15 protein-coding genes and 3 pseudogenes are annotated in these 19,908 nt (G+C 58.7%); 6 read left to right on the plus strand and 12 right to left on the minus strand.

Annotation, left to right across the window (positions count from 1 at the left end):
- Positions 1 to 208: 208 nt before the first annotated feature.
- From N1037_23100 to N1037_23110, 3 genes and pseudogenes are all read left to right on the plus strand, one after another.
- Complete coding sequence (locus N1037_23100) at positions 209 to 1,033, plus strand: universal stress protein (protein ID UWS82106.1); 825 nt, start codon at positions 209 to 211, stop codon at positions 1,031 to 1,033.
- A 265-nt stretch (positions 1,034 to 1,298) separates the two neighbouring features.
- Positions 1,299 to 1,456 (plus strand): annotated as a pseudogene (locus N1037_23105) (integrase core domain-containing protein).
- 68 nt (positions 1,457 to 1,524) lie between these two features.
- Positions 1,525 to 2,278, plus strand: a pseudogene (locus N1037_23110) (transposase).
- 97 nt (positions 2,279 to 2,375) lie between these two features.
- On the opposite strand, the gene N1037_23115 reads toward N1037_23110, so the two are convergent.
- From N1037_23115 to N1037_23125, 3 genes are read right to left on the minus strand one after another with little or no spacing between them, the layout of a single operon-like run.
- On the minus strand, positions 2,376 to 3,365 hold the full coding sequence (locus N1037_23115) for a TniQ family protein (GenBank protein ID UWS82107.1): 990 nt from the start codon (positions 3,363 to 3,365) through the stop codon (positions 2,376 to 2,378).
- Positions 3,311 to 4,168: a TniB family NTP-binding protein gene (locus N1037_23120; GenBank protein UWS82108.1), complete on the minus strand. Its 858-nt coding sequence runs from the start codon at positions 4,166 to 4,168 to the stop codon at positions 3,311 to 3,313. Before N1037_23120 ends, N1037_23115 begins: the two co-directional genes overlap by 55 nt.
- On the minus strand, positions 4,146 to 5,774 hold the full coding sequence (locus N1037_23125) for a Mu transposase C-terminal domain-containing protein (GenBank protein ID UWS82109.1): 1,629 nt from the start codon (positions 5,772 to 5,774) through the stop codon (positions 4,146 to 4,148). Before N1037_23125 ends, N1037_23120 begins: the two co-directional genes overlap by 23 nt.
- A gap of 172 nt (positions 5,775 to 5,946) precedes the next feature.
- Here N1037_23125 and N1037_23130 point away from each other — a divergent pair.
- Positions 5,947 to 6,609, plus strand: a pseudogene (locus N1037_23130) (IS3 family transposase).
- Positions 6,610 to 6,782: 173 nt separating this feature from the next.
- The gene (locus tag N1037_23135) at positions 6,783 to 8,204 is read left to right on the plus strand and encodes a hypothetical protein (protein ID UWS82110.1); all 1,422 of its coding nucleotides are present in this window, start codon (positions 6,783 to 6,785) and stop codon (positions 8,202 to 8,204) included.
- 509 nt (positions 8,205 to 8,713) lie between these two features.
- On the opposite strand, the gene N1037_23140 is transcribed toward N1037_23135, so the two are convergent.
- From N1037_23140 to N1037_23150, 3 genes are read right to left on the minus strand one after another with little or no spacing between them, the layout of a single operon-like run.
- A complete protein-coding gene (locus N1037_23140; GenBank protein UWS82111.1) occupies positions 8,714 to 9,703 on the minus strand; it encodes a TniQ family protein in 990 nt (329 codons plus the stop codon).
- Entirely contained in the window at positions 9,649 to 10,506 is an 858-nt protein-coding gene (locus tag N1037_23145) for a TniB family NTP-binding protein (protein UWS82112.1), read from the minus strand. The genes N1037_23140 and N1037_23145 overlap by 55 nt, the downstream gene beginning before the upstream one ends.
- Positions 10,484 to 12,112: a Mu transposase C-terminal domain-containing protein gene (locus tag N1037_23150; protein UWS82113.1), complete on the minus strand. Its 1,629-nt coding sequence runs from the start codon at positions 12,110 to 12,112 to the stop codon at positions 10,484 to 10,486. The genes N1037_23145 and N1037_23150 overlap by 23 nt, the downstream gene beginning before the upstream one ends.
- Before the next feature lie 193 nt (positions 12,113 to 12,305).
- Between N1037_23150 and N1037_23155 the strand changes: the two genes are divergently transcribed.
- Positions 12,306 to 13,304 carry an alpha/beta fold hydrolase gene (locus tag N1037_23155; protein ID UWS82121.1) on the plus strand — a complete coding sequence of 333 codons (999 nt, stop codon included), beginning with the start codon at positions 12,306 to 12,308 and terminating at the stop codon, positions 13,302 to 13,304.
- 314 nt (positions 13,305 to 13,618) lie between these two features.
- Here the strand turns inward: N1037_23155 and N1037_23160 are convergent, their stop codons facing one another.
- The 6 genes from N1037_23160 to N1037_23185 form a co-directional block, all read right to left on the minus strand.
- The gene (locus N1037_23160) at positions 13,619 to 14,230 is read right to left on the minus strand and encodes a TetR/AcrR family transcriptional regulator (GenBank protein ID UWS82114.1); all 612 of its coding nucleotides are present in this window, start codon (positions 14,228 to 14,230) and stop codon (positions 13,619 to 13,621) included.
- 62 nt (positions 14,231 to 14,292) lie between these two features.
- Entirely contained in the window at positions 14,293 to 15,453 is a 1,161-nt protein-coding gene (locus tag N1037_23165) for an ABC transporter substrate-binding protein (GenBank protein ID UWS82115.1), read from the minus strand.
- Positions 15,454 to 15,473: 20 nt separating this feature from the next.
- On the minus strand, positions 15,474 to 17,312 hold the full coding sequence (locus N1037_23170) for a long-chain fatty acid--CoA ligase (protein ID UWS82116.1): 1,839 nt from the start codon (positions 17,310 to 17,312) through the stop codon (positions 15,474 to 15,476).
- Entirely contained in the window at positions 17,309 to 18,079 is a 771-nt protein-coding gene (locus N1037_23175) for an ABC transporter ATP-binding protein (protein ID UWS82117.1), read from the minus strand. Before N1037_23175 ends, N1037_23170 begins: the two co-directional genes overlap by 4 nt.
- Positions 18,076 to 18,843: an ABC transporter ATP-binding protein gene (locus N1037_23180; protein ID UWS82034.1), complete on the minus strand. Its 768-nt coding sequence runs from the start codon at positions 18,841 to 18,843 to the stop codon at positions 18,076 to 18,078. The genes N1037_23175 and N1037_23180 overlap by 4 nt, the downstream gene beginning before the upstream one ends.
- On the minus strand, positions 18,840 to 19,907 hold the full coding sequence (locus N1037_23185) for a branched-chain amino acid ABC transporter permease (GenBank protein ID UWS82035.1): 1,068 nt from the start codon (positions 19,905 to 19,907) through the stop codon (positions 18,840 to 18,842). The genes N1037_23180 and N1037_23185 overlap by 4 nt, the downstream gene beginning before the upstream one ends.
- Between the last annotated feature and the right edge of the window lies 1 nt (position 19,908).

Here is a 19,908-nt window from a genome sequence, read left to right on the forward strand (position 1 = left end):
AGATTGAAGCGAACAAGAAAGGGTGATCAAGCATCCTGCACTCCTCATGAAGCGGAATGTAGGGCTTGTATCACCAGGGGACTGGGCAGCTTGCTTGCCCAGTCTTTTCTTTGTCGGGATGCAGGGCGTGTACTGTTCCTCATAAAATCATAGACTTCTAAGATTGTGATTGCTAGTTTGCCTATGAAGTTCGAATTGTGAGGATAAAATGAGCATCAAGAACATCCTTATTGCACATTCCGGTAGCGCAGGCTTCCCAAGCAGCGTTAAGCACGCGGCAAAAATCGCCGCAAAGCACGATGCATGGCTGACTTGTGTCTATGGGAACGCATCCTCGTATTTCGAGCATGTTCTTGGTTTGACAGAAGATCTTCTCGACAAGCTTGGCAGTGCAAGAAACGAGAAAATTGCAGCAGCACGTGATCTGTTCCAACAGGCGGCTGCCGAGGCAGGCCTTGCAGAGCGGTCCCGCTTTATTATGCCGAATGAGATTGGCAAAATGAACTTGCCAGAGCTGGCGCGAAATTTCGATTTTGTCGTTACCGGCTATCATTCCAACCTACCAACAGATGAGTTTCGGGTCGTCAGCCCGGATATGATCTCATTGCAGAGCGGCCGACCCGTTCTTGTGGTTCCGAATGGATATTCTACGGATCAGCTTGCATCGCATGCACTTGTCGCATGGGACGGAAAGCGTTCTGCGGCCCGGGCGCTCAACGATGCAATGACGATCCTCGAGGAAAAGCCGCGTCGGGTGACAATACTAAGTGTTGGGTCTAGCTTTCCGAAAATGCCGGAGGGGGCGGATATCTTGACGCATCTGAAGCGTCATAATGTCGACGCAGAGCATGTTATCCGTCCAAAAAGCAAGGGCGGTATCGCCGAGGTTATTCAAGAGACGGCCAGAGAACTGGACGCAAAGTTAATCGTGATGGGGGCGTACGAACATAGCAAGTTCTCTCAAGACCTTTTTGGTGGTGTCACGCATGAGGCAACGAGGACCAGTAAAGTTCCGGTTTTTATGTCTCACTAGTACCCTGGCGAGGTATGTTGAGGATTGGTGTCGCTTCCTGCCGGGAATAGTTGTCAAAACTTCGTGGCGGGGCATGGCAATATCAATCACCGCCAAAACGGGCTCGGCCTGTGCAATACTGTTACCGGCCATGGTCGGTCTGCCTTGCGGTGTAGTTTGTGCAAAACCACTGTAGGGACCTGAAACCCGGCTATGATCGCCTACTGCGCAATCTGTGGGCTCCGCAGGCAATCATAGCCTTCAATCAGCGCTATTCCGAAGGTGTAACGGAACGGAGTTCACCAGCCGGGCCATCCTGAGATGGGCCGACCACAATGCCATTCCCTGCACTACATTGACCCCGGCAAGCCACGACAGAATGCGTTCATCAAGTCATTCAACGGCAGCCTGCGTGACGAACTTCTGAATGAGGAGATATTCGACATGACCTGCCCCCCGCGAAATCCCTCACCGTGATGTAGAGTCTGCGCCAACTCTGAAGGAGCAGACACATGCGAAAGAGCCGTTTCACCGAGGCGCAAATCATTGGGATGATCAAAGAGCAGGAGGCCGGAATGCCGACGGTCGAGGTATGCCGCAGGCATGGCCTGAGCACCGCTACGTTCTACAAACTGAAGGCCAAGTATGGCGGGATGGAAGTGTCCGAGGCTGCAAGGCTGAAAGCGCTTGAGGATGAGAACGCCAAGCTCAAACGCCTGCTGGCGGACACCATGCTGGATAATGTCGTGTTGAAAGATCTTTTGGGAAAGAACTGACGACATTGATCAAGCGGTGAGAGGCAGCGCTCCGGGTGATGCGGGATCATGAGATCTCGCAGCGCCGGGCGTGTCGGCTGGTCGGTGTCGATCCCAAAACAGTTCGGCGTGAACGCCCGCCGGACTATGCCGAGATACGCAAGGAGATGCAGGAGATCGCCGGTAAGCGGCGCAGGTTCGGTTACCGCCGGATCGGCTTGCTGCTGGAGCGCAAGGGCATGACCATGAACCACAAGAGCTGTATCGCATCTACCGCGAGGAAGGGCTGTCCGTGAAAAGGCGGCGCGGTCGCAAGCGCGCACGTGGGACGAGGACGCCGATGCCGATCGCGGGACAACCCAATGCGCGGTGGTCCCTGGACTTCGTGTCCGACAGCTTCGGCACCTCGCGGAAGTTCCGGATTCTGGCGGTGATCGACGACTGCACGCGCGAGTGTTTGTGCCATGTAGCAGACACGAGCCTGTCCGGCGCACGGGGCGCCCGGGAGCTCAGCTGTCACTGTACCCTAATTAATCAGATTCTGCGGATTGGAAGCGTTTTCGGCAGATTCTGTACCCTTAATTGCAATATATCCACAGGGCGCTGCGTCAGTGGCTGACACAGCTTTGGCGCTTCCAGATTGCATCGGCTCGTGCCAGAAGCGCTTGACGATCTGCATCGGCACCGAGCTCGGAGATGGCCTGACGGGCAGCGTCTAGGGCCTGCGCAGACGTCTTTTTGGGCGACGTCGCCCTGGCAGATCGGTCAACGGGACTGCTTTCCTGCCGACGTCTTCGCGGAAGTCGCATATCGAGGTTCATCGACAGCTTGCGCACCTTCTCAATCAAACGTCTGCGCTGAGGAAAGGCGCGTCGGAGATCCCAGAATGCTTGTTCATTTCCGCGCAGCAAGATGGCCACTCCCAATAATGGACGGGCTGAGCAGACATCGACAGCTGCGAGTGCTATTGACCGCTCCAGTTGACACCGCGACGTGAGTGGCACGCTGTATACCAACTCAAGTACTTGTAAGAGGCACAGCGTATGGCTGATCCGCTGCATGTGCCTCAGATCGGCGGCGGCAACCGCCGTCTTCAGCAATGCCGCGCCCCGAGCGGCGCGGACACGTAGCCTGTTTGATAGACCATCGGCCGGATGCCTCGCCACAAGAGGTCGACCACAGTTTTCGCAAGTCAGCGACCAGGCGAAGCGCCAGTGGCGCAGGACCAGTCCCGAGGTTTGTTTCGAGCAGTTTGCGCAACTTTGGAAGTCATCGCTAGATACGCATTGAGCGGGATGATGCGTCGTGTCCGGGAGGGTCATGGCCGCGATCTCATCCCGGGTCTGCTGAACCGCCGGACATAGCCGAGCCCAGTTCACATGCCCAAGGTCACCCGCATGCTCCGGCACCCTGCCCTGCCCCAAACCGAGATAGCCGCAAAGCTCTTCGACGGAACAATGATTGGCCCGGGCCAACCGCCCGATCCAGCTCGAGAGAAGCTCGTCGGATACCGGTGGCGGTCGACGCGGCAATGGGTTCACGGTCACCCGAACTCCGCGATGGGTTGGCGCGGAATGCTCCAAGCATGCTTCGCCCATACCGGCTGCCAGGCCTGAACGGCCTCATCGGTGATCCGCTCCTCACCCGTCTCGATCGCATCGATGGCCAAGGACTTGATCATGATGAACACGCGCGAGGTCACACCGCCCGTCACTTTCAGGATTGTCCGAAGCGACGCAACCGTGAGGCCCGACCGCTGCTCAAGTGCCATCGCGGCAATCAGCGTTTGGATGAGCCGAGAGAACTCCACGTCGTCCTCCCAGAGCGGCAGGTAGTGTTCGTCCAGGCGACGGGCCAGTTGGTCGTCACCGCGGACGGCCTCGAGCGCTTCGTTGACACCGAAAACGACAAGCGAGGCACAGAGATCGTTGGCCAAGAACCGCAGCATGTTCAGGAACCGGCGTTGCTCCCGGTAACTACCGGCAAGCAGATTGTGCACCTCGTCGATCATCAGCATCTTCAGGTCCATATCCCGAAGATGACTGAGCGCGCGGACCTCAAGTTCGGACACGGTATGCCGCCCCCACATCGGCGCCCCGATCGTCGAAAGGATGTGCTGGTAGAAGCGTCGCTCGTCCGGCGCTGGCGGCGCCTGAACCAGCAGGATGGGGGTCTTCGTGATGCCCAGTTCTGCGTTGTACTGCGTCGGATACTTGCTGGCCATGCGCTTGGCGATCATCGTCTTGCCAATACCGGAACTGCCATAGACCATCAGGCCAGGCATCCGGCTCTGCTGCGGCATTTCCATCAGGGACGTCAATCGGTTGAGAACAATCGTGGCACGGTCGAATGCGATCCAATGATCGCTGCGGATGCGGTCAATTCTTTCTTCTGGGGTCATCAAACTCTTCAATCGGATAAGTGGGGAGGTCTGGGTTACCAGTGTCGATGGCGAACATTTCTCGGGACGGATCGCGGCGCGGCTGGTGCTTGGGAAGCCGCGTCTCGCGTTCGCTCTCCAGACGGGCGGTCCTTGTCTTCTGACGCGCCGCCTCGGCCAGTCGTCTCTGCGCGTCGATCACCTGGAACAAGGCCTTCTCGTTGATCCGACCGCCATGCCTGTCTTGCCATTCCTTCCGCGCCCGACGACTTTCCCAAAGCGATATCCGAGGGTGGCTCAGATCCCGATACCGAGCCGGGATCATGCGGCCATCATTGACGAGAACCCAGACCTGCGACAGGTCCCGCGGGTCGTACTTCACCTGCACCTTGCCGCTGCCCCGTCCGACCAACGACGCGAAGGCATCACTCCAGTAGTGCACCCCAAAGAGAGTGATCCCAGTGCGCCCGAGCTGGCGCAACTCAAAAGGCAGGAAGCTTGTCCGGAAGGCTTCGACATCGACAACCTGCCGCCCCGCAGTGTCTCCGCCCAAGTCAGCCCAAGCGGCCAGCGGCGTTCGCCCGAGGGCTTCGTGGCGGGTATTGTGGTAGCGGCAAATCTCCAGATGAAGCCAGTCCTCGAACTCGGCCAGGGTCAGAGCCGCATGTTTCTCGCTGTCATAATCGCCCTTCTCGGCAGCGGAGGATTGCGTGGTCCCGGGCAAAACATGAACAGCCCCCATGGCCGTTCCGATCAAACGTTCGATATGACCTCCGAAGTGCGTTGCACCAGGCGGGCGGTACTCGACGGCAATGCCCCAATCTTCGCAGGCCGATGAGAAGGCGTCGCTGTGGAACTCCTGCGCGTTATCGACATGGATCGCCTTCGGGATGCCGGATGTCGGCCAGACCAATTCTTCCAGCTTCCCTGGGACGTGGATCGATTTCCGACGCACACAATGATCGAGGCAGAGCGCGATCGAAAGAACTGATGGTGCATCAAAGCTGACGAAGACCCCGAGAACGATCCGGGTTGCAACATCGATGGCTACCGTCAAATATGGGCGCGCAAGCGGTCGCCGATCCACGTGATCGACCAAAATGATGTCGGCCAAGGTGTGATCGATCTGAACAATTTCCAGTGGCGTTCCAACCGCAAGCCGGCCCGGACGTGCCGCAAAAGTCTTGTTCGCCTCCTTGGCACCACGGCGCTTTCTAACAATCTCTTTCTCGTCCATTGCATCGAGCCGAGCTTTCAGCGTTTTTCGTGCCGGTGGCTGGAAGCCCTTTGCCTCGCATTCCGAACGGATCTCACGCCAAATTCGCAGAAAGCTGGAGCGTTCGCGGACCAGATAATAGCGCCGTAGGCGTTCATCGATGAGGTCTTCGACTTCTCGCGCGATCCGTTTCGACCCCGGTTTCGGCCCCCGGCGACTGAGTTCCAGTGCTGCGGCCCGCCCATCGTTCTCGCGCAAACGGCGGTAAAGCGACCAGGTGTGGCTCTTCGCCAAACCTAGTTCCCAAGCAGCATCTCCGATTGCCGCACTGATCGGCTCACCCTTCTTCTCAAGTTCCAGGATCGGACGGAGGACTGCTGCTCGATGTTTTGCAAGACGCTCGCTGACCACGCCAATCCCTGCCCTATTCCTGTCAGCACTTATCCACAGAACTGACCGTATGCTAATAAAGGGTACAGTATGGCAATTAACGGTACAATATGAAAATTAAGGGTACATCGTGCCGCTGAAAACAAACGATAATTTTAAAGGCAATTCTGATTAATGAGGGTACAGTGACAGCTATCGTCGGATCGCGGCTTTGCTGAGAGATGCGGGCTGGGAGGTGAACGACAAGCGGGTCGAGCGCCTATGGCGACGAGAGGGGCTGAAAGTGCCAATGAAGCAACCGAAGAAGGGACGGCTCTGGCTGAATGACGGATCCTGTGTCCGGCTGCGTCCTGAGTATCGCAACCACGTCTGGAGCTATGACTTTGTCCACTGCCGGACGGAGGACGGAAAGGTCTTCCGGACGCTCAACATCTTGGACGAGCACAGCCGGGAATGCCTGGCGATAAAGGTGAAGCGCAAGCTGAACTCGGGTGACGTGATCGATGCCTTGAGCGACCTGTTCATCATGCGGGGTGTGCCGGATTACATCCGGTCTGACAACGGCCCGGAGTTCGTGGCTGAGGCCGTTCAAGATTGGATCAGGGCCGTCGGCGCCAAGACCGCTTACATCGCGCCCGGGTCACCTTGGGAAAACGGCTACTGCGAAAGCTTCAATGCCAGGTTCCGCGATGAACTGCTCAACGGAGAAGTCTTTTACAACCTTCGGGAAGCGGAAATCCTGATCGAACAATGGAGGAACCACTACAATACCAAACGACCACATAGTGCCTTGGGCTATCGCCCTCCCGCCCCGGAAACCATCGTCCCGATGGACCCGAGACCGGTCATGCACTAACAATCAAACCGGACCACTCAGGTGGGGCTGATCATCGGCGCAATTTCAGAAAACGCGTTGACCTTGCGTAAATATGAACTTGACACTCATAAAATTAGCCATCTACTTTTATTGACAGGATGGCGGGATGAGAGGAGCTCTGCGCCTTCCCAAACACAATCTGGAGGAGAACCATGTTTCGATTTTCATATCGGGCAGGGCCGAAGATGCTTTGCCTGGCGATTGCGGCCAGTCTTGCTGTTCCTGTCTCGGCACAGGACAAAACCCCATACCGCGAGCATAGTGGCGTACTGCCTGACGGTACCACGTGGCTGATCCGTGTCCCCGAGAACTGGAACGGCCGCCTGCTGCGTGATCTCGATTTCGCCAGCTTCATCCATGTCCCGGGCTACGCGCCCCGCTATGATGATCTGCTGGCGCGCGGCTATGCCTTTGCCGGTCTGGCGCGCCATCCCTTGCGGCTCTGGCAATACGACCCGCAGCGCGAGATCTTGAACCTCCAGACCGTTCAGGACACCTTCACCCGGCTCGAACGCGAGCCGGACATGGTGATGCAATACGGATGCTCCGGCGGCGGTCTGGACAGCCTTGCCTCGGCCGAAGATTTCCCGGACAAGATCGATGGCTCGGTGGTGCTTGCGGCCCATACGCCGGTCTGGATTATGAGCAGTTTCCTGGACGGCTGGTTCGCGATGCGGGCGCTGTTGGCGGAAGATTACGTGGCACAGGGCCTGGGCCAGGCCTCGGATCTGACGGTGGCCGGTCTGCCGAACGCAGGCGCGGGTGGCGATCGTAACCTCGACGCCATCCGGGCGTCGTGGAAGAGCGCGATCGAAAACGCGGGCAAAACGCCCGAAGGTCGCGCCCGTCTGGCGCTCGCCTTTGCCATCGGCCAGTGGTCGCCCTGGATGGTCGAGGGCACCGACCTGCCCGACACGTCCGATACCGCCGCGATGGCTGATATGGTGGTGAAATCGGCGATGCGCAATGCCGGCAATGTCGGCGGCACTGCGCGGCTGCTCTTCGAAAATGCGGCATCGGGTCAGCAGTTGTCCGGCAACGAAGGCGTCGATTACGCCGCGTTCTACGCCAACGCCGCACCGGCGATGAAACAGCTGGTCGAGGCGCTTTATGCCGAAGCCGATCTGGACCTTCAGGCCGACCTTGCGACGATTGACGCCGAACCCCGGATTGCGGCGTCGGACTATGCGCTCGACTTCTGGGCCGGGGACGGACGCACCACGACCGGAGAGCTCGAAGTGCCCGCCATACGGATCCACATGCTGGGAGACTGGGCCATCCCCTATTCGCTGATGCAGGGGTACGAGGCGCTGGTTGAACAGGCCGGCACCACCGACCACTATCGGCAGGCCCTCGTTCAGGGCACCGGGCACTGCGAATTCATGGCCGCGGAAAGCAGCGTGATCGTTGAAATTCTGGCCGAACGGATCGAGACCGGCACCTGGCCAGAGGTCACACCCGAGGCACTGAACACGGCAGCCGCCGCGTTGGAGACGGGCTCAGATCCCCGCTTCGTCGAATTTGGCGACTGGCGCGTGGGGGCGTACAACCGCCCCTGGACGCCGAGCCAGTAACCCGTCGCGGGGCCCGCCCTCGTGGGTTGGCCCCGCCTCTAGTGCGACAGGTGCGAGACGCCGGAGATCAGCGAGTTGGTATAGTCACCCTGCGGATCTTCCAGCATCCGTGCAGTCGCTCCGCGTTCCACTACGTTGCCACCATACATGACCATGTTGGTGTCGCAGGTCCTCGCTGCAGCAGCATGGTGGCGCGACTGCTTCCCGAAGAACCTGCAAAATCTCCGTTCTGCACGCGGCGCCCGTTGCACCCGTAGACTGAATCCCAAGTCGCTACATACATCGACCTCAATCAGATTCAGTAGTTTGATGGAGCAGACACCGCTCTCCGACACGATAGAACCGGCGGGGGTGTAGCCCCGCCGGTTCATTGTCTTTGCAGAGATGCAGGTGTCGCGCTTGTCTACTTCACGTCTGTCACTGTACCCTAATTAATCAGATTCTGCGGATTGGAAGCGTTTTCGGCAGATTCTGTACCCTTAATTGCAATATATCCACAGGGCGCTGCGTCAGTGGCTGACACAGCTTTGGCGCTTCCAGATTGCATCGGCTCGTGCCAGAAGCGCTTGACGATCTGCATCGGCACCGAGCTCGGAGATGGCCTGACGGGCAGCGTCTAGGGCCTGCGCAGACGTCTTTTTGGGCGACGTCGCCCTGGCAGATCGGTCAACGGGACTGCTTTCCTGCCGACGTCTTCGCGGAAGTCGCATATCGAGGTTCATCGACAGCTTGCGCACCTTCTCAATCAAACGTCTGCGCTGAGGAAAGGCGCGTCGGAGATCCCAGAATGCTTGTTCATTTCCGCGCAGCAAGATGGCCACTCCCAATAATGGACGGGCTGAGCAGACATCGACAGCTGCGAGTGCTATTGACCGCTCCAGTTGACACCGCGACGTGAGTGGCACGCTGTATACCAACTCAAGTACTTGTAAGAGGCACAGCGTATGGCTGATCCGCTGCATGTGCCTCAGATCGGCGGCGGCAACCGCCGTCTTCAGCAATGCCGCGCCCCGAGCGGCGCGGACACGTAGCCTGTTTGATAGACCATCGGCCGGATGCCTCGCCACAAGAGGTCGACCACAGTTTTCGCAAGTCAGCGACCAGGCGAAGCGCCAGTGGCGCAGGACCAGTCCCGAGGTTTGTTTCGAGCAGTTTGCGCAACTTTGGAAGTCATCGCTAGATACGCATTGAGCGGGATGATGCGTCGTGTCCGGGAGGGTCATGGCCGCGATCTCATCCCGGGTCTGCTGAACCGCCGGACATAGCCGAGCCCAGTTCACATGCCCAAGGTCACCCGCATGCTCCGGCACCCTGCCCTGCCCCAAACCGAGATAGCCGCAAAGCTCTTCGACGGAACAATGATTGGCCCGGGCCAACCGCCCGATCCAGCTCGAGAGAAGCTCGTCGGATACCGGTGGCGGTCGACGCGGCAATGGGTTCACGGTCACCCGAACTCCGCGATGGGTTGGCGCGGAATGCTCCAAGCATGCTTCGCCCATACCGGCTGCCAGGCCTGAACGGCCTCATCGGTGATCCGCTCCTCACCCGTCTCGATCGCATCGATGGCCAAGGACTTGATCATGATGAACACGCGCGAGGTCACACCGCCCGTCACTTTCAGGATTGTCCGAAGCGACGCAACCGTGAGGCCCGACCGCTGCTCAAGTGCCATCGCGGCAATCAGCGTTTGGATGAGCCGAGAGAACTCCACGTCGTCCTCCCAGAGCGGCAGGTAGTGTTCGTCCAGGCGACGGGCCAGTTGGTCGTCACCGCGGACGGCCTCGAGCGCTTCGTTGACACCGAAAACGACAAGCGAGGCACAGAGATCGTTGGCCAAGAACCGCAGCATGTTCAGGAACCGGCGTTGCTCCCGGTAACTACCGGCAAGCAGATTGTGCACCTCGTCGATCATCAGCATCTTCAGGTCCATATCCCGAAGATGACTGAGCGCGCGGACCTCAAGTTCGGACACGGTATGCCGCCCCCACATCGGCGCCCCGATCGTCGAAAGGATGTGCTGGTAGAAGCGTCGCTCGTCCGGCGCTGGCGGCGCCTGAACCAGCAGGATGGGGGTCTTCGTGATGCCCAGTTCTGCGTTGTACTGCGTCGGATACTTGCTGGCCATGCGCTTGGCGATCATCGTCTTGCCAATACCGGAACTGCCATAGACCATCAGGCCAGGCATCCGGCTCTGCTGCGGCATTTCCATCAGGGACGTCAATCGGTTGAGAACAATCGTGGCACGGTCGAATGCGATCCAATGATCGCTGCGGATGCGGTCAATTCTTTCTTCTGGGGTCATCAAACTCTTCAATCGGATAAGTGGGGAGGTCTGGGTTACCAGTGTCGATGGCGAACATTTCTCGGGACGGATCGCGGCGCGGCTGGTGCTTGGGAAGCCGCGTCTCGCGTTCGCTCTCCAGACGGGCGGTCCTTGTCTTCTGACGCGCCGCCTCGGCCAGTCGTCTCTGCGCGTCGATCACCTGGAACAAGGCCTTCTCGTTGATCCGACCGCCATGCCTGTCTTGCCATTCCTTCCGCGCCCGACGACTTTCCCAAAGCGATATCCGAGGGTGGCTCAGATCCCGATACCGAGCCGGGATCATGCGGCCATCATTGACGAGAACCCAGACCTGCGACAGGTCCCGCGGGTCGTACTTCACCTGCACCTTGCCGCTGCCCCGTCCGACCAACGACGCGAAGGCATCACTCCAGTAGTGCACCCCAAAGAGAGTGATCCCAGTGCGCCCGAGCTGGCGCAACTCAAAAGGCAGGAAGCTTGTCCGGAAGGCTTCGACATCGACAACCTGCCGCCCCGCAGTGTCTCCGCCCAAGTCAGCCCAAGCGGCCAGCGGCGTTCGCCCGAGGGCTTCGTGGCGGGTATTGTGGTAGCGGCAAATCTCCAGATGAAGCCAGTCCTCGAACTCGGCCAGGGTCAGAGCCGCATGTTTCTCGCTGTCATAATCGCCCTTCTCGGCAGCGGAGGATTGCGTGGTCCCGGGCAAAACATGAACAGCCCCCATGGCCGTTCCGATCAAACGTTCGATATGACCTCCGAAGTGCGTTGCACCAGGCGGGCGGTACTCGACGGCAATGCCCCAATCTTCGCAGGCCGATGAGAAGGCGTCGCTGTGGAACTCCTGCGCGTTATCGACATGGATCGCCTTCGGGATGCCGGATGTCGGCCAGACCAATTCTTCCAGCTTCCCTGGGACGTGGATCGATTTCCGACGCACACAATGATCGAGGCAGAGCGCGATCGAAAGAACTGATGGTGCATCAAAGCTGACGAAGACCCCGAGAACGATCCGGGTTGCAACATCGATGGCTACCGTCAAATATGGGCGCGCAAGCGGTCGCCGATCCACGTGATCGACCAAAATGATGTCGGCCAAGGTGTGATCGATCTGAACAATTTCCAGTGGCGTTCCAACCGCAAGCCGGCCCGGACGTGCCGCAAAAGTCTTGTTCGCCTCCTTGGCACCACGGCGCTTTCTAACAATCTCTTTCTCGTCCATTGCATCGAGCCGAGCTTTCAGCGTTTTTCGTGCCGGTGGCTGGAAGCCCTTTGCCTCGCATTCCGAACGGATCTCACGCCAAATTCGCAGAAAGCTGGAGCGTTCGCGGACCAGATAATAGCGCCGTAGGCGTTCATCGATGAGGTCTTCGACTTCTCGCGCGATCCGTTTCGACCCCGGTTTCGGCCCCCGGCGACTGAGTTCCAGTGCTGCGGCCCGCCCATCGTTCTCGCGCAAACGGCGGTAAAGCGACCAGGTGTGGCTCTTCGCCAAACCTAGTTCCCAAGCAGCATCTCCGATTGCCGCACTGATCGGCTCACCCTTCTTCTCAAGTTCCAGGATCGGACGGAGGACTGCTGCTCGATGTTTTGCAAGACGCTCGCTGACCACGCCAATCCCTGCCCTATTCCTGTCAGCACTTATCCACAGAACTGACCGTATGCTAATAAAGGGTACAGTATGGCAATTAACGGTACAATATGAAAATTAAGGGTACATCGTGCCGCTGAAAACAAACGATAATTTTAAAGGCAATTCTGATTAATGAGGGTACAGTGACACCTGGATCAACAAGTTCTACATTCTGGACATGCAGCCGAAGAACAGCCTGGTGCGCTACATGCTGGATCGGGGGCATTCCGTGTTCGTGATTTCCTGGGTCAACCCGACCAGCGATCACGCGGACAAGGATTTTGCTGATTACATGAAACTCGGACCGCTGGCCGCGCTTGATGCCATTCGCGACATCACCCGCGAAGAAAAGGCCAATATCCTCGGTTTCTGCATTGGTGGCATCCTGGTGACGGCAACGCTGGCTTACCTCGCAGCCATTGGTGATGACCGGGTCAATTCCGCCACGACACTGGCCACCATGGTCGATTTCAAGGACGTGGGCGAAATCGGCGTCTTCGTCGATGAAAACCGGCTGGAAGTCCTGCGTGCGCATATGGAAGAGAAAGGCTATCTTGAAGCCTATCACTTGCAGGACATGTTCTCGATGCTTCGCGAGAACGATTTGATCTGGTCGTTCTTCGAGGCCAATTACCTGCGCGGTCGGAAACCCCGGGCTTTCGACCTTTTGTATTGGAATTCGGATTCCACACGACTGCCTGCGGCCATGCTGCTTTGGTATCTCAAAGAGGTCTATCTAGAGAACCGGCTGCGCCAGCCCGGTGGATTGGAAATGAACGGTGTCAAGATCGATCTGAGCAAGATCGAAACGCCGGTTTTCGTACTTGCCACGTCCGAGGATCACATCGCCCCCTGGACCTCGATTTATCCAGCGACGCAGATACTCGGCGGCGAGGTTGAATTTGTCCTTGGCGGCTCGGGCCATATTGCCGGAGTCATCAACCCCCCGACCGAACGTGCCAAATACGGTTTCAGAAAAAGCGACACCTATCCGCCAGAACCAGCGAATTTTCTGACCAAGGCCACGGAAATGCCGGGGTCGTGGTGGCCCTACTGGGCGGACTGGCTCGAGGCCAAAGACGGCAAGACCGTCAAGCCTCGAAAGCCCGTCAACCGCGGAAAGTACAAATCCATCGAGCCGGCACCGGGAAGCTACGTTCGGGCGAATTGAGACCGCGTTCCATGACAGGGATATGTGGTCGTTCGGTACTGCCGGAAATCGCCGCGAAACCTGAACGCCATCCCTCGTGAAGCGGAACGACCGGAAATCCTATCCCTATTGAACCAAGCATCAAACGTCTTGCATTCCTCGGCATAATCAAATGGCCGGTAGCGGATACTCCTGTGCATATGTGGGCAGGGCAACGATCTTCGTCAGATTTCACCGAATGAATTGCCCCCCAATCAACCGGCATTCCGAAATCCCGACTGTGACTGGTCTGGTTGTATGCCGAAATTGAGCGCAAAAACACAGCATTGGGTGCGCTAGGCTCGTATTCCATCGCTGACAAGTTCAAGGATCTGGTTGGCAATAACCTCAGGAGGTTCCGAACCGTCAGGGTTGTACCACTCCGGCATCTGGTTGAAGGCCGAGAACAGCACCTGCGCCAGTCTTTTTGTTGAACTTTGGCGGATCGATTTGTCTTCAATGCCGGCCTTGATGATCTCTTCAAGGAAATCCTGACCATCGCGCAGGGTCTGGCGCAGTTTGTCCTGGTTTCTGCCCGTGAGGTTGCGGCGCGCCTCGCGCATCAATGAGGAACCGAAATCACTCACAACCAATGCGGCGTAAGAACGAAAAAACACGCGCAACCTGTCAAGGCCGTTGCCAGTTGATACCTGGGCCGCGTCAAAGCAAAGCTTGACCCCTTCCAGCGACACCAATGAGCACTGCATCAGGATGTCTTCCTTGTTGCGGGCGTAGTAATAGAGTGCAGGCTTGGTCAGATCGAGTTCGGCGGCGATATCATCGAGCGAGGTTTTCTTGTAACCGACTGTCGAAAACAGTCTCGCCGCAACGTCCAACACGGCACGGCGCTTCAGTTCCTGCTGCTCTTCGACGTCTTTTGTCTTTCTATGCCACTGGATTGCAGGCACATGACCCTCGCTTGAAATTGTGCGCCGGGCGAGAATTCTTCCCGCCCGGCATCTTACCAAGTTTAGTAGTCGAGGCCCCGGGCTGCAACTGTCCAGGCGCCGTTTTCAACCTTGGCCAGGATCAGCGTTTCCACCCCCTGGTGATCTTCGGGGCCGAAGCTGACGGTCTGGCCGCCGATCGGATCGACATAACCATTGATCGCTTCGGTCGCGGCAAGGAACCCTTCGGTGGTCAACTCCGGACCGGCCGCTTCGAGCGCGGTTGCGATCAGATCGATGAAGATATAGCCAAGCTGGGCCTGCGGCGCCATTTTCTCGCCGTAGATCTCGGCATAGCTTTCGAGGATGCGCTTGGCTTCTCCATCGGCGCTGCCAGCTTCGGCATAGACGAAAGGCGACACCAAATGCAGCCCTTCCATCGCGCCATCGGCCGCCTGGGCCACGGCGTCCATGTAAGGCACCATGCTGGCCACGAAAGTGGGCTCAAAACCCAGCTTCTTGGCAGTGGCAACGATACGGATCGTGTCGCCCACGCCGGTTGACAGGAACACGATATCGCAGCCGGCATTCTTCAGCGTGGTTACCGACGAGACCATGTCTGTCTCGGTGGCCGAATGCTCGGTCTTGGCGGCGATCTCCATGCCGATCTCGTGCAATTGCTGCTCAACACCCAGCGTCATCGACTCGCCCGCTTCATTGGCGATCTGCGCGACGCAGGGCGTCTCAAACCCGCCGTTTGCGTGGAAATAGGCCACGCCCGCGCGGAACTGTTCCGTATAGGAGCGGAAAAAGGCGTATTTCATCGGGTGGAGTGGCTCGGCCATCTCGGCGGCTGCCGAGATCGGGTACATGTTGGGCACACCAGCATCCAGCTGCTGCGGCATCACGGCCAGGTTCATCGGCGTGCCAAGCGCGCCGACCATGGTAAAGACCTTGTCGCGGCGCAACAGCTTGTTGGCGGCCTGAATGGCGCGCGGCACCTGATATTGCATGTCCTCGATCACGATCTCAAGCTGGCGGCCATGGATACCGCCGGTGGCATTGATCTCGTCCACGCGCATGCGCAGACCGTTGGCTTCGGGCACACCCCAGACAGCCAGCGGACCGCTGAGATCGGTATAGGCGCCAAGCGTGATCTTGTCGTCGGTCACGCCTTGCGGATCGGCGATCGCCGCCCCGGCGGCCAGCGCGGAAAATGCCAGCGCGATTGCAAACTTCTTCATGATTTCCTCCCTTTCAAGGTTCAGTACATGGTGTCGATGAGGTCTTTGTATTTGCGCTCGACCTCGTTGCGTTTGAGTTTCATCGTCGGAGTGAGTTCCTCGTCCTCAGCCGTCAGAAGCACGTCGATCAAGCGGAACTTCTTCACTTGTTCCACCGGCGAAAATCCGGAATTCGCACGGTCCACCTCGTTGCCAATCAACTCGATGATCGGCTCGCTTTCGCAGAGCGATTTGTAGTTCGAGAACGGGATGCGCTTGTCCTGCGCGTATTTCTCGACCGTTTCCTGGTCGATCATGATCAGCACGGTCAGGTACTTGCGCTTGTCGCCAATGATCACAGCGTCCGAGATGTAGGGCGAGAATTTCAGCTCGTTTTCCAGCTGCGAGGGCGTGATGTTTTTGCCGCCGGCGGTGATGATGATGTCCTTCTTGCGGTCCAGAATGGTCAGATCGCAATTGTCATCCATCTTGCCGACATCGCCGGTATGCACCCAGCCATCCACCATGGTCTCGGCGGTCTTTTCCGGCTGGCTCAGGTAGCCAGAGAAGTTTGACCGCGCGCGTATCAGGATCTCGCCATCCTCGGCCAGTTTGGCTTCGACGCCGCGCATGGCCCGCCCGATCGACCCGATGGGCGATTGGCCTGGAACCGTGGCAGTGACAATGCCAGTCTCGGTCTGTCCATAGGCTTCCTGCACAGAGACGCCGAGTGCGTTGAACCAACTGAGCAGCCGCGCCGAGATTGGCGCTGCACCCGAGACGATCGTATGCGCCCGCGCCAGACCCAGTTCGACGCGGATATTGCGCAACACCAAGAAATCGAGCGCCTTGTGCAAAAGGCTCAGGCTCAGCGGCGCCTTTTTGCCCTCCGCCAACACCGCGGCGCGGCGTTCGGCCACTTTCAGCGCCTGAGTATAGGCAAAGCGGCCAAAGGCGGTGGCGTCATTCATGATGAAACTGATGCGGGAATAGAACTTCTCCCACACCCGTGGCACCGCGAAGATAAAAGTCGGGGCCACCTCCTGAATGTCGGCGTTAAAGGTCTCGCCGCTCTCGGCAATGTTGATGGTGATGCCATGCCGGATCGGGGTCGCGACCGAGATGATGCGCTCGGCGGCGTGGCACAGCGGCAGGAAGGTCAGGATCTCGTCACCCGGGCCCAGCGGCATTTCCGGGTGGTTGTCGGCCTGCGCCAGAAAGAACCGGTGCGAGATCATCGCGCCCTTGGGCGCGCCGGTAGTGCCCGAGGTATAGATCAGCGTGGCGATGTCCTCGCCTTTGCCGGCGTCCAAGCGCGACTCGAACGCGGCCTGAATGCTTGCGTCGCTGTCATTGGCGAGTTCAAGGAATGCCTCCCATCCCATGACCTTGTCATGCTCAAAGCGGCGCAGGCCTTCCATGTCGTAGACAACGACCTTTTCAATCCCCGGCAGCTCGTCCTGTACCAGCAGGTATTTGTCGAGCTGTTCCTCGTCCTCGACGAACAACACCTTGGCGCCGCTGTCGTTGAGCTGATAGGCGACCTGTTTTTCCTGCAAGGTCGGGTAGAGCCCGTGGGTGACCGCGCCGATGCACTGGATGCCGAGATCGGAAAACACCCATTCCTTGTTGTCTTCGCTGATGATCGCCACGACGTCGCCGGCATCGACCCCCAAGGCCATCAGCGCACAACCTGCCTGCCGGGACCGGTGATAGTAGTCGGTCCAGGTGTATTCTTCCCAGATGCCGAAATCCCTTTCGCGGATCGCGATCGCAGACCCGAATTTCCGGCAGTTCTGCCGAAACAGCTTGGGCAGTGTGTCGCAGCCGTCGATTTCAAAGACGGGCGGGGTCCAGTTTTGTGTAGAGATGTCGTTCATCGCCATGTCTTCCTTGCTTTCCAGCGGCGGTCGCCCCGCGCGCTGTCGGCCTTGATGCCAAGGTAAAATTCGCGGATATCGGCGCTGTTCATCAGCACGTCGCGTTCGCCTTCCATGACGATCCGCCCGGTTTCCAGCACATAGCCGAAATCGGCGGCCGGAAGCGCGACGCTGGCGTTCTGTTCCACCAGCAGCATCGTCATGCCTTCCTCGACATTGATCCGCTTGATGATTGCGAAAATCTCGGAAATCAGCCGGGGCGAGAGACCCAGCGACGGCTCATCCAGCAGCATCAGGCTGGGCCGTGCCATGAAGGCGCGTCCAAGGGCCACCATCTGCTGTTGCCCGCCCGACAGGTAGATCGCCTGCTTGTCGAGAAATTCGCGCAGGACCGGGAACCAGCCCAGCACCTTTTCGAAATCGCGCGCCACCTCGTCGCGGTCCTTGCGGCAATAGGCACCCATCATCAGGTTGTCTTTCACCGACAAAAGCGCAAACACTTCGCGTCCTTCGGGGCTATGGGCCACACCGGTGCGGGCAATCACATCCGGATCCAGGCCGGTAATGGCCTTACCCTTGAATGTGATCTCACCTTTGAACGGGTCGAGCGCCCCCGAGATGGTTTTCAGGATAGTGGTCTTGCCAGCGCCGTTCGATCCCATGACCGTGACCACGGTGCCTTCGCGCACCGAAAGGCTGACACCGCGGATCGCCATGACGCGGCCATACATGGTTTCGACATTGCGGACTTTCAGAACTTCGCTCATGCCGCTTCCCCCCCTAGATAGGCTGCCTGCACATCCGGGTCGTCCTGCACCTCCGAGGCGCTGCCGGTGGCCAGGAAGCGGCCTTCGTTGATTGCCAGAACCTTGTCCGAGACCTTGTTCACCAGCTTCATGTCGTGCTCGATCATCACCACGGTGATGCCCAGATCCTCGCGGATGTCTTCGATCACAAAGGCGGTGTCGTCGGTTTCCTCGGTGGTCAGCCCGCTGGAGGGCTCATCCAGCAACAGGATCTCGGGGCTGGCGACCAGCGCGCGCGCCATCTCGGTTTTCTTGCGCACGCCGTAAGGCAGGTCGGCGACGCGGGCGTGACGGTAGCCTTCGAGATCGAGAAACTCGATAACCTCTTCCGCCTTGCGGCGGTGCTCCAGTTCCTGGCGTAATTGGCCGGGCAGGAAGAACAGCTCGCTCAGCGGCGAGAACCGCCCATGCCGGAACCGGCCGATCAACAGGTTGTCCAGAAGTGAGGCATGCTCGAACAATTCGATGTTCTGGAAGGTGCGGGCGATGCCGTGGTTGATCACTTCGTGGGGCCTGGCCCCCAGCAGGCTTTCGCCACCAAAGCGGATATCGCCTTCCAGCGGGTCATAGATGCGGCAGATCAGGTTGAACACCGTGCTCTTGCCGGCACCATTGGGACCGATGATGGTGAATACCTTGCCCGGTTCCACCGAGAAGCTCAGGTTATCGACGGCTTTCAGCCCACCGAATGCCAGCGACACGTTTTCGACTTCAAGCCAGCTCATTTCAGACGCTCCGTCTTGAGGAAGGTCTTCTGACGTTGGAAGCTGCGGCGCTTGTACATCGGGAAGACGTTGAAATAGTGATGGATTTTGACCCAGCGGCCATAGAGCCCATCAGGTTCGAACAGGATGAAGCCAAGAAGGATCATCCCGAAGGCGAGGCTGTCGAACCCGCCGGATGTGGCTATGGCCCCGGGAAGCAGCACCTTGACCCAACTCAGGACGGTGGGCAGCAGCACGATGAAGAACGCGCCGAAGATGGCCCCGTGGATGGTGCCGATCCCACCGACAACGATCATAAGAAGCAGGCGAATGCTCTCACCCATGCCGAAAGTTTCCGGTGTAATGTAGTAGAACGCATGCGCCAGAAGCCCACCAGCCAGACCGGCGAACACCGCCGACAGGAAGAAGGCATAGGCTTTGTAGAAGGCCACATTCGTGCCCAGCGAACGGGCCGAAACTTCGCTGTCGCGGATCGCGATCAGGGCGCGGCCAGACCGTGTGCGCAACAGGTTGCGCGTCATCAGAATGGCGCCGACAAACAGGGCGAGATTTAACAGGTAGGTCTTCCAGCTCTGGTCGATGGCGATGCCGAAGATGTCGATGCCCGGAACCGGCAGGCCACGATGTCCGCCGGTAAAATCGCCGCCGCCGCCGATCAGCCGTTCGGTCACGATAGCAATCGAAAGCGTAGCGATGGCGAGATACAAGCCATGCATGCGCCCGATGGCCAGCCCGACCAAACCAGTGATCAGCGCCGCCAGGGGCAGCGACAGGATCCACGGCACGCCGTAGCGGCTGAGCAGGATGGTATGAGCATAGGCGCCGATGGCAACAAAGGCGGCCTGCCCGAAACTCACTTGTCCCGAGAATCCGGTGAGGATCATCAGACCCAGGCCGGCGATGGCATAGATGTAGACAAACGACAATTCGTCCAGAAAGTAGCCGTCAAGGAACAGCGGGGCGGCAAGCGCGATACACAAGAACAGCAGATACCAGAAAGCCTGTGTGCGGTCGCGAAACAGGCGGATGTCCTGCTTGTAGGATTTGCGGAAAAGAACGCGCATG

Source organism: Phaeobacter sp. G2 (assembly GCA_025163595.1).
Taxonomy (GTDB): Bacteria; Pseudomonadota; Alphaproteobacteria; order Rhodobacterales; family Rhodobacteraceae; genus Pseudophaeobacter.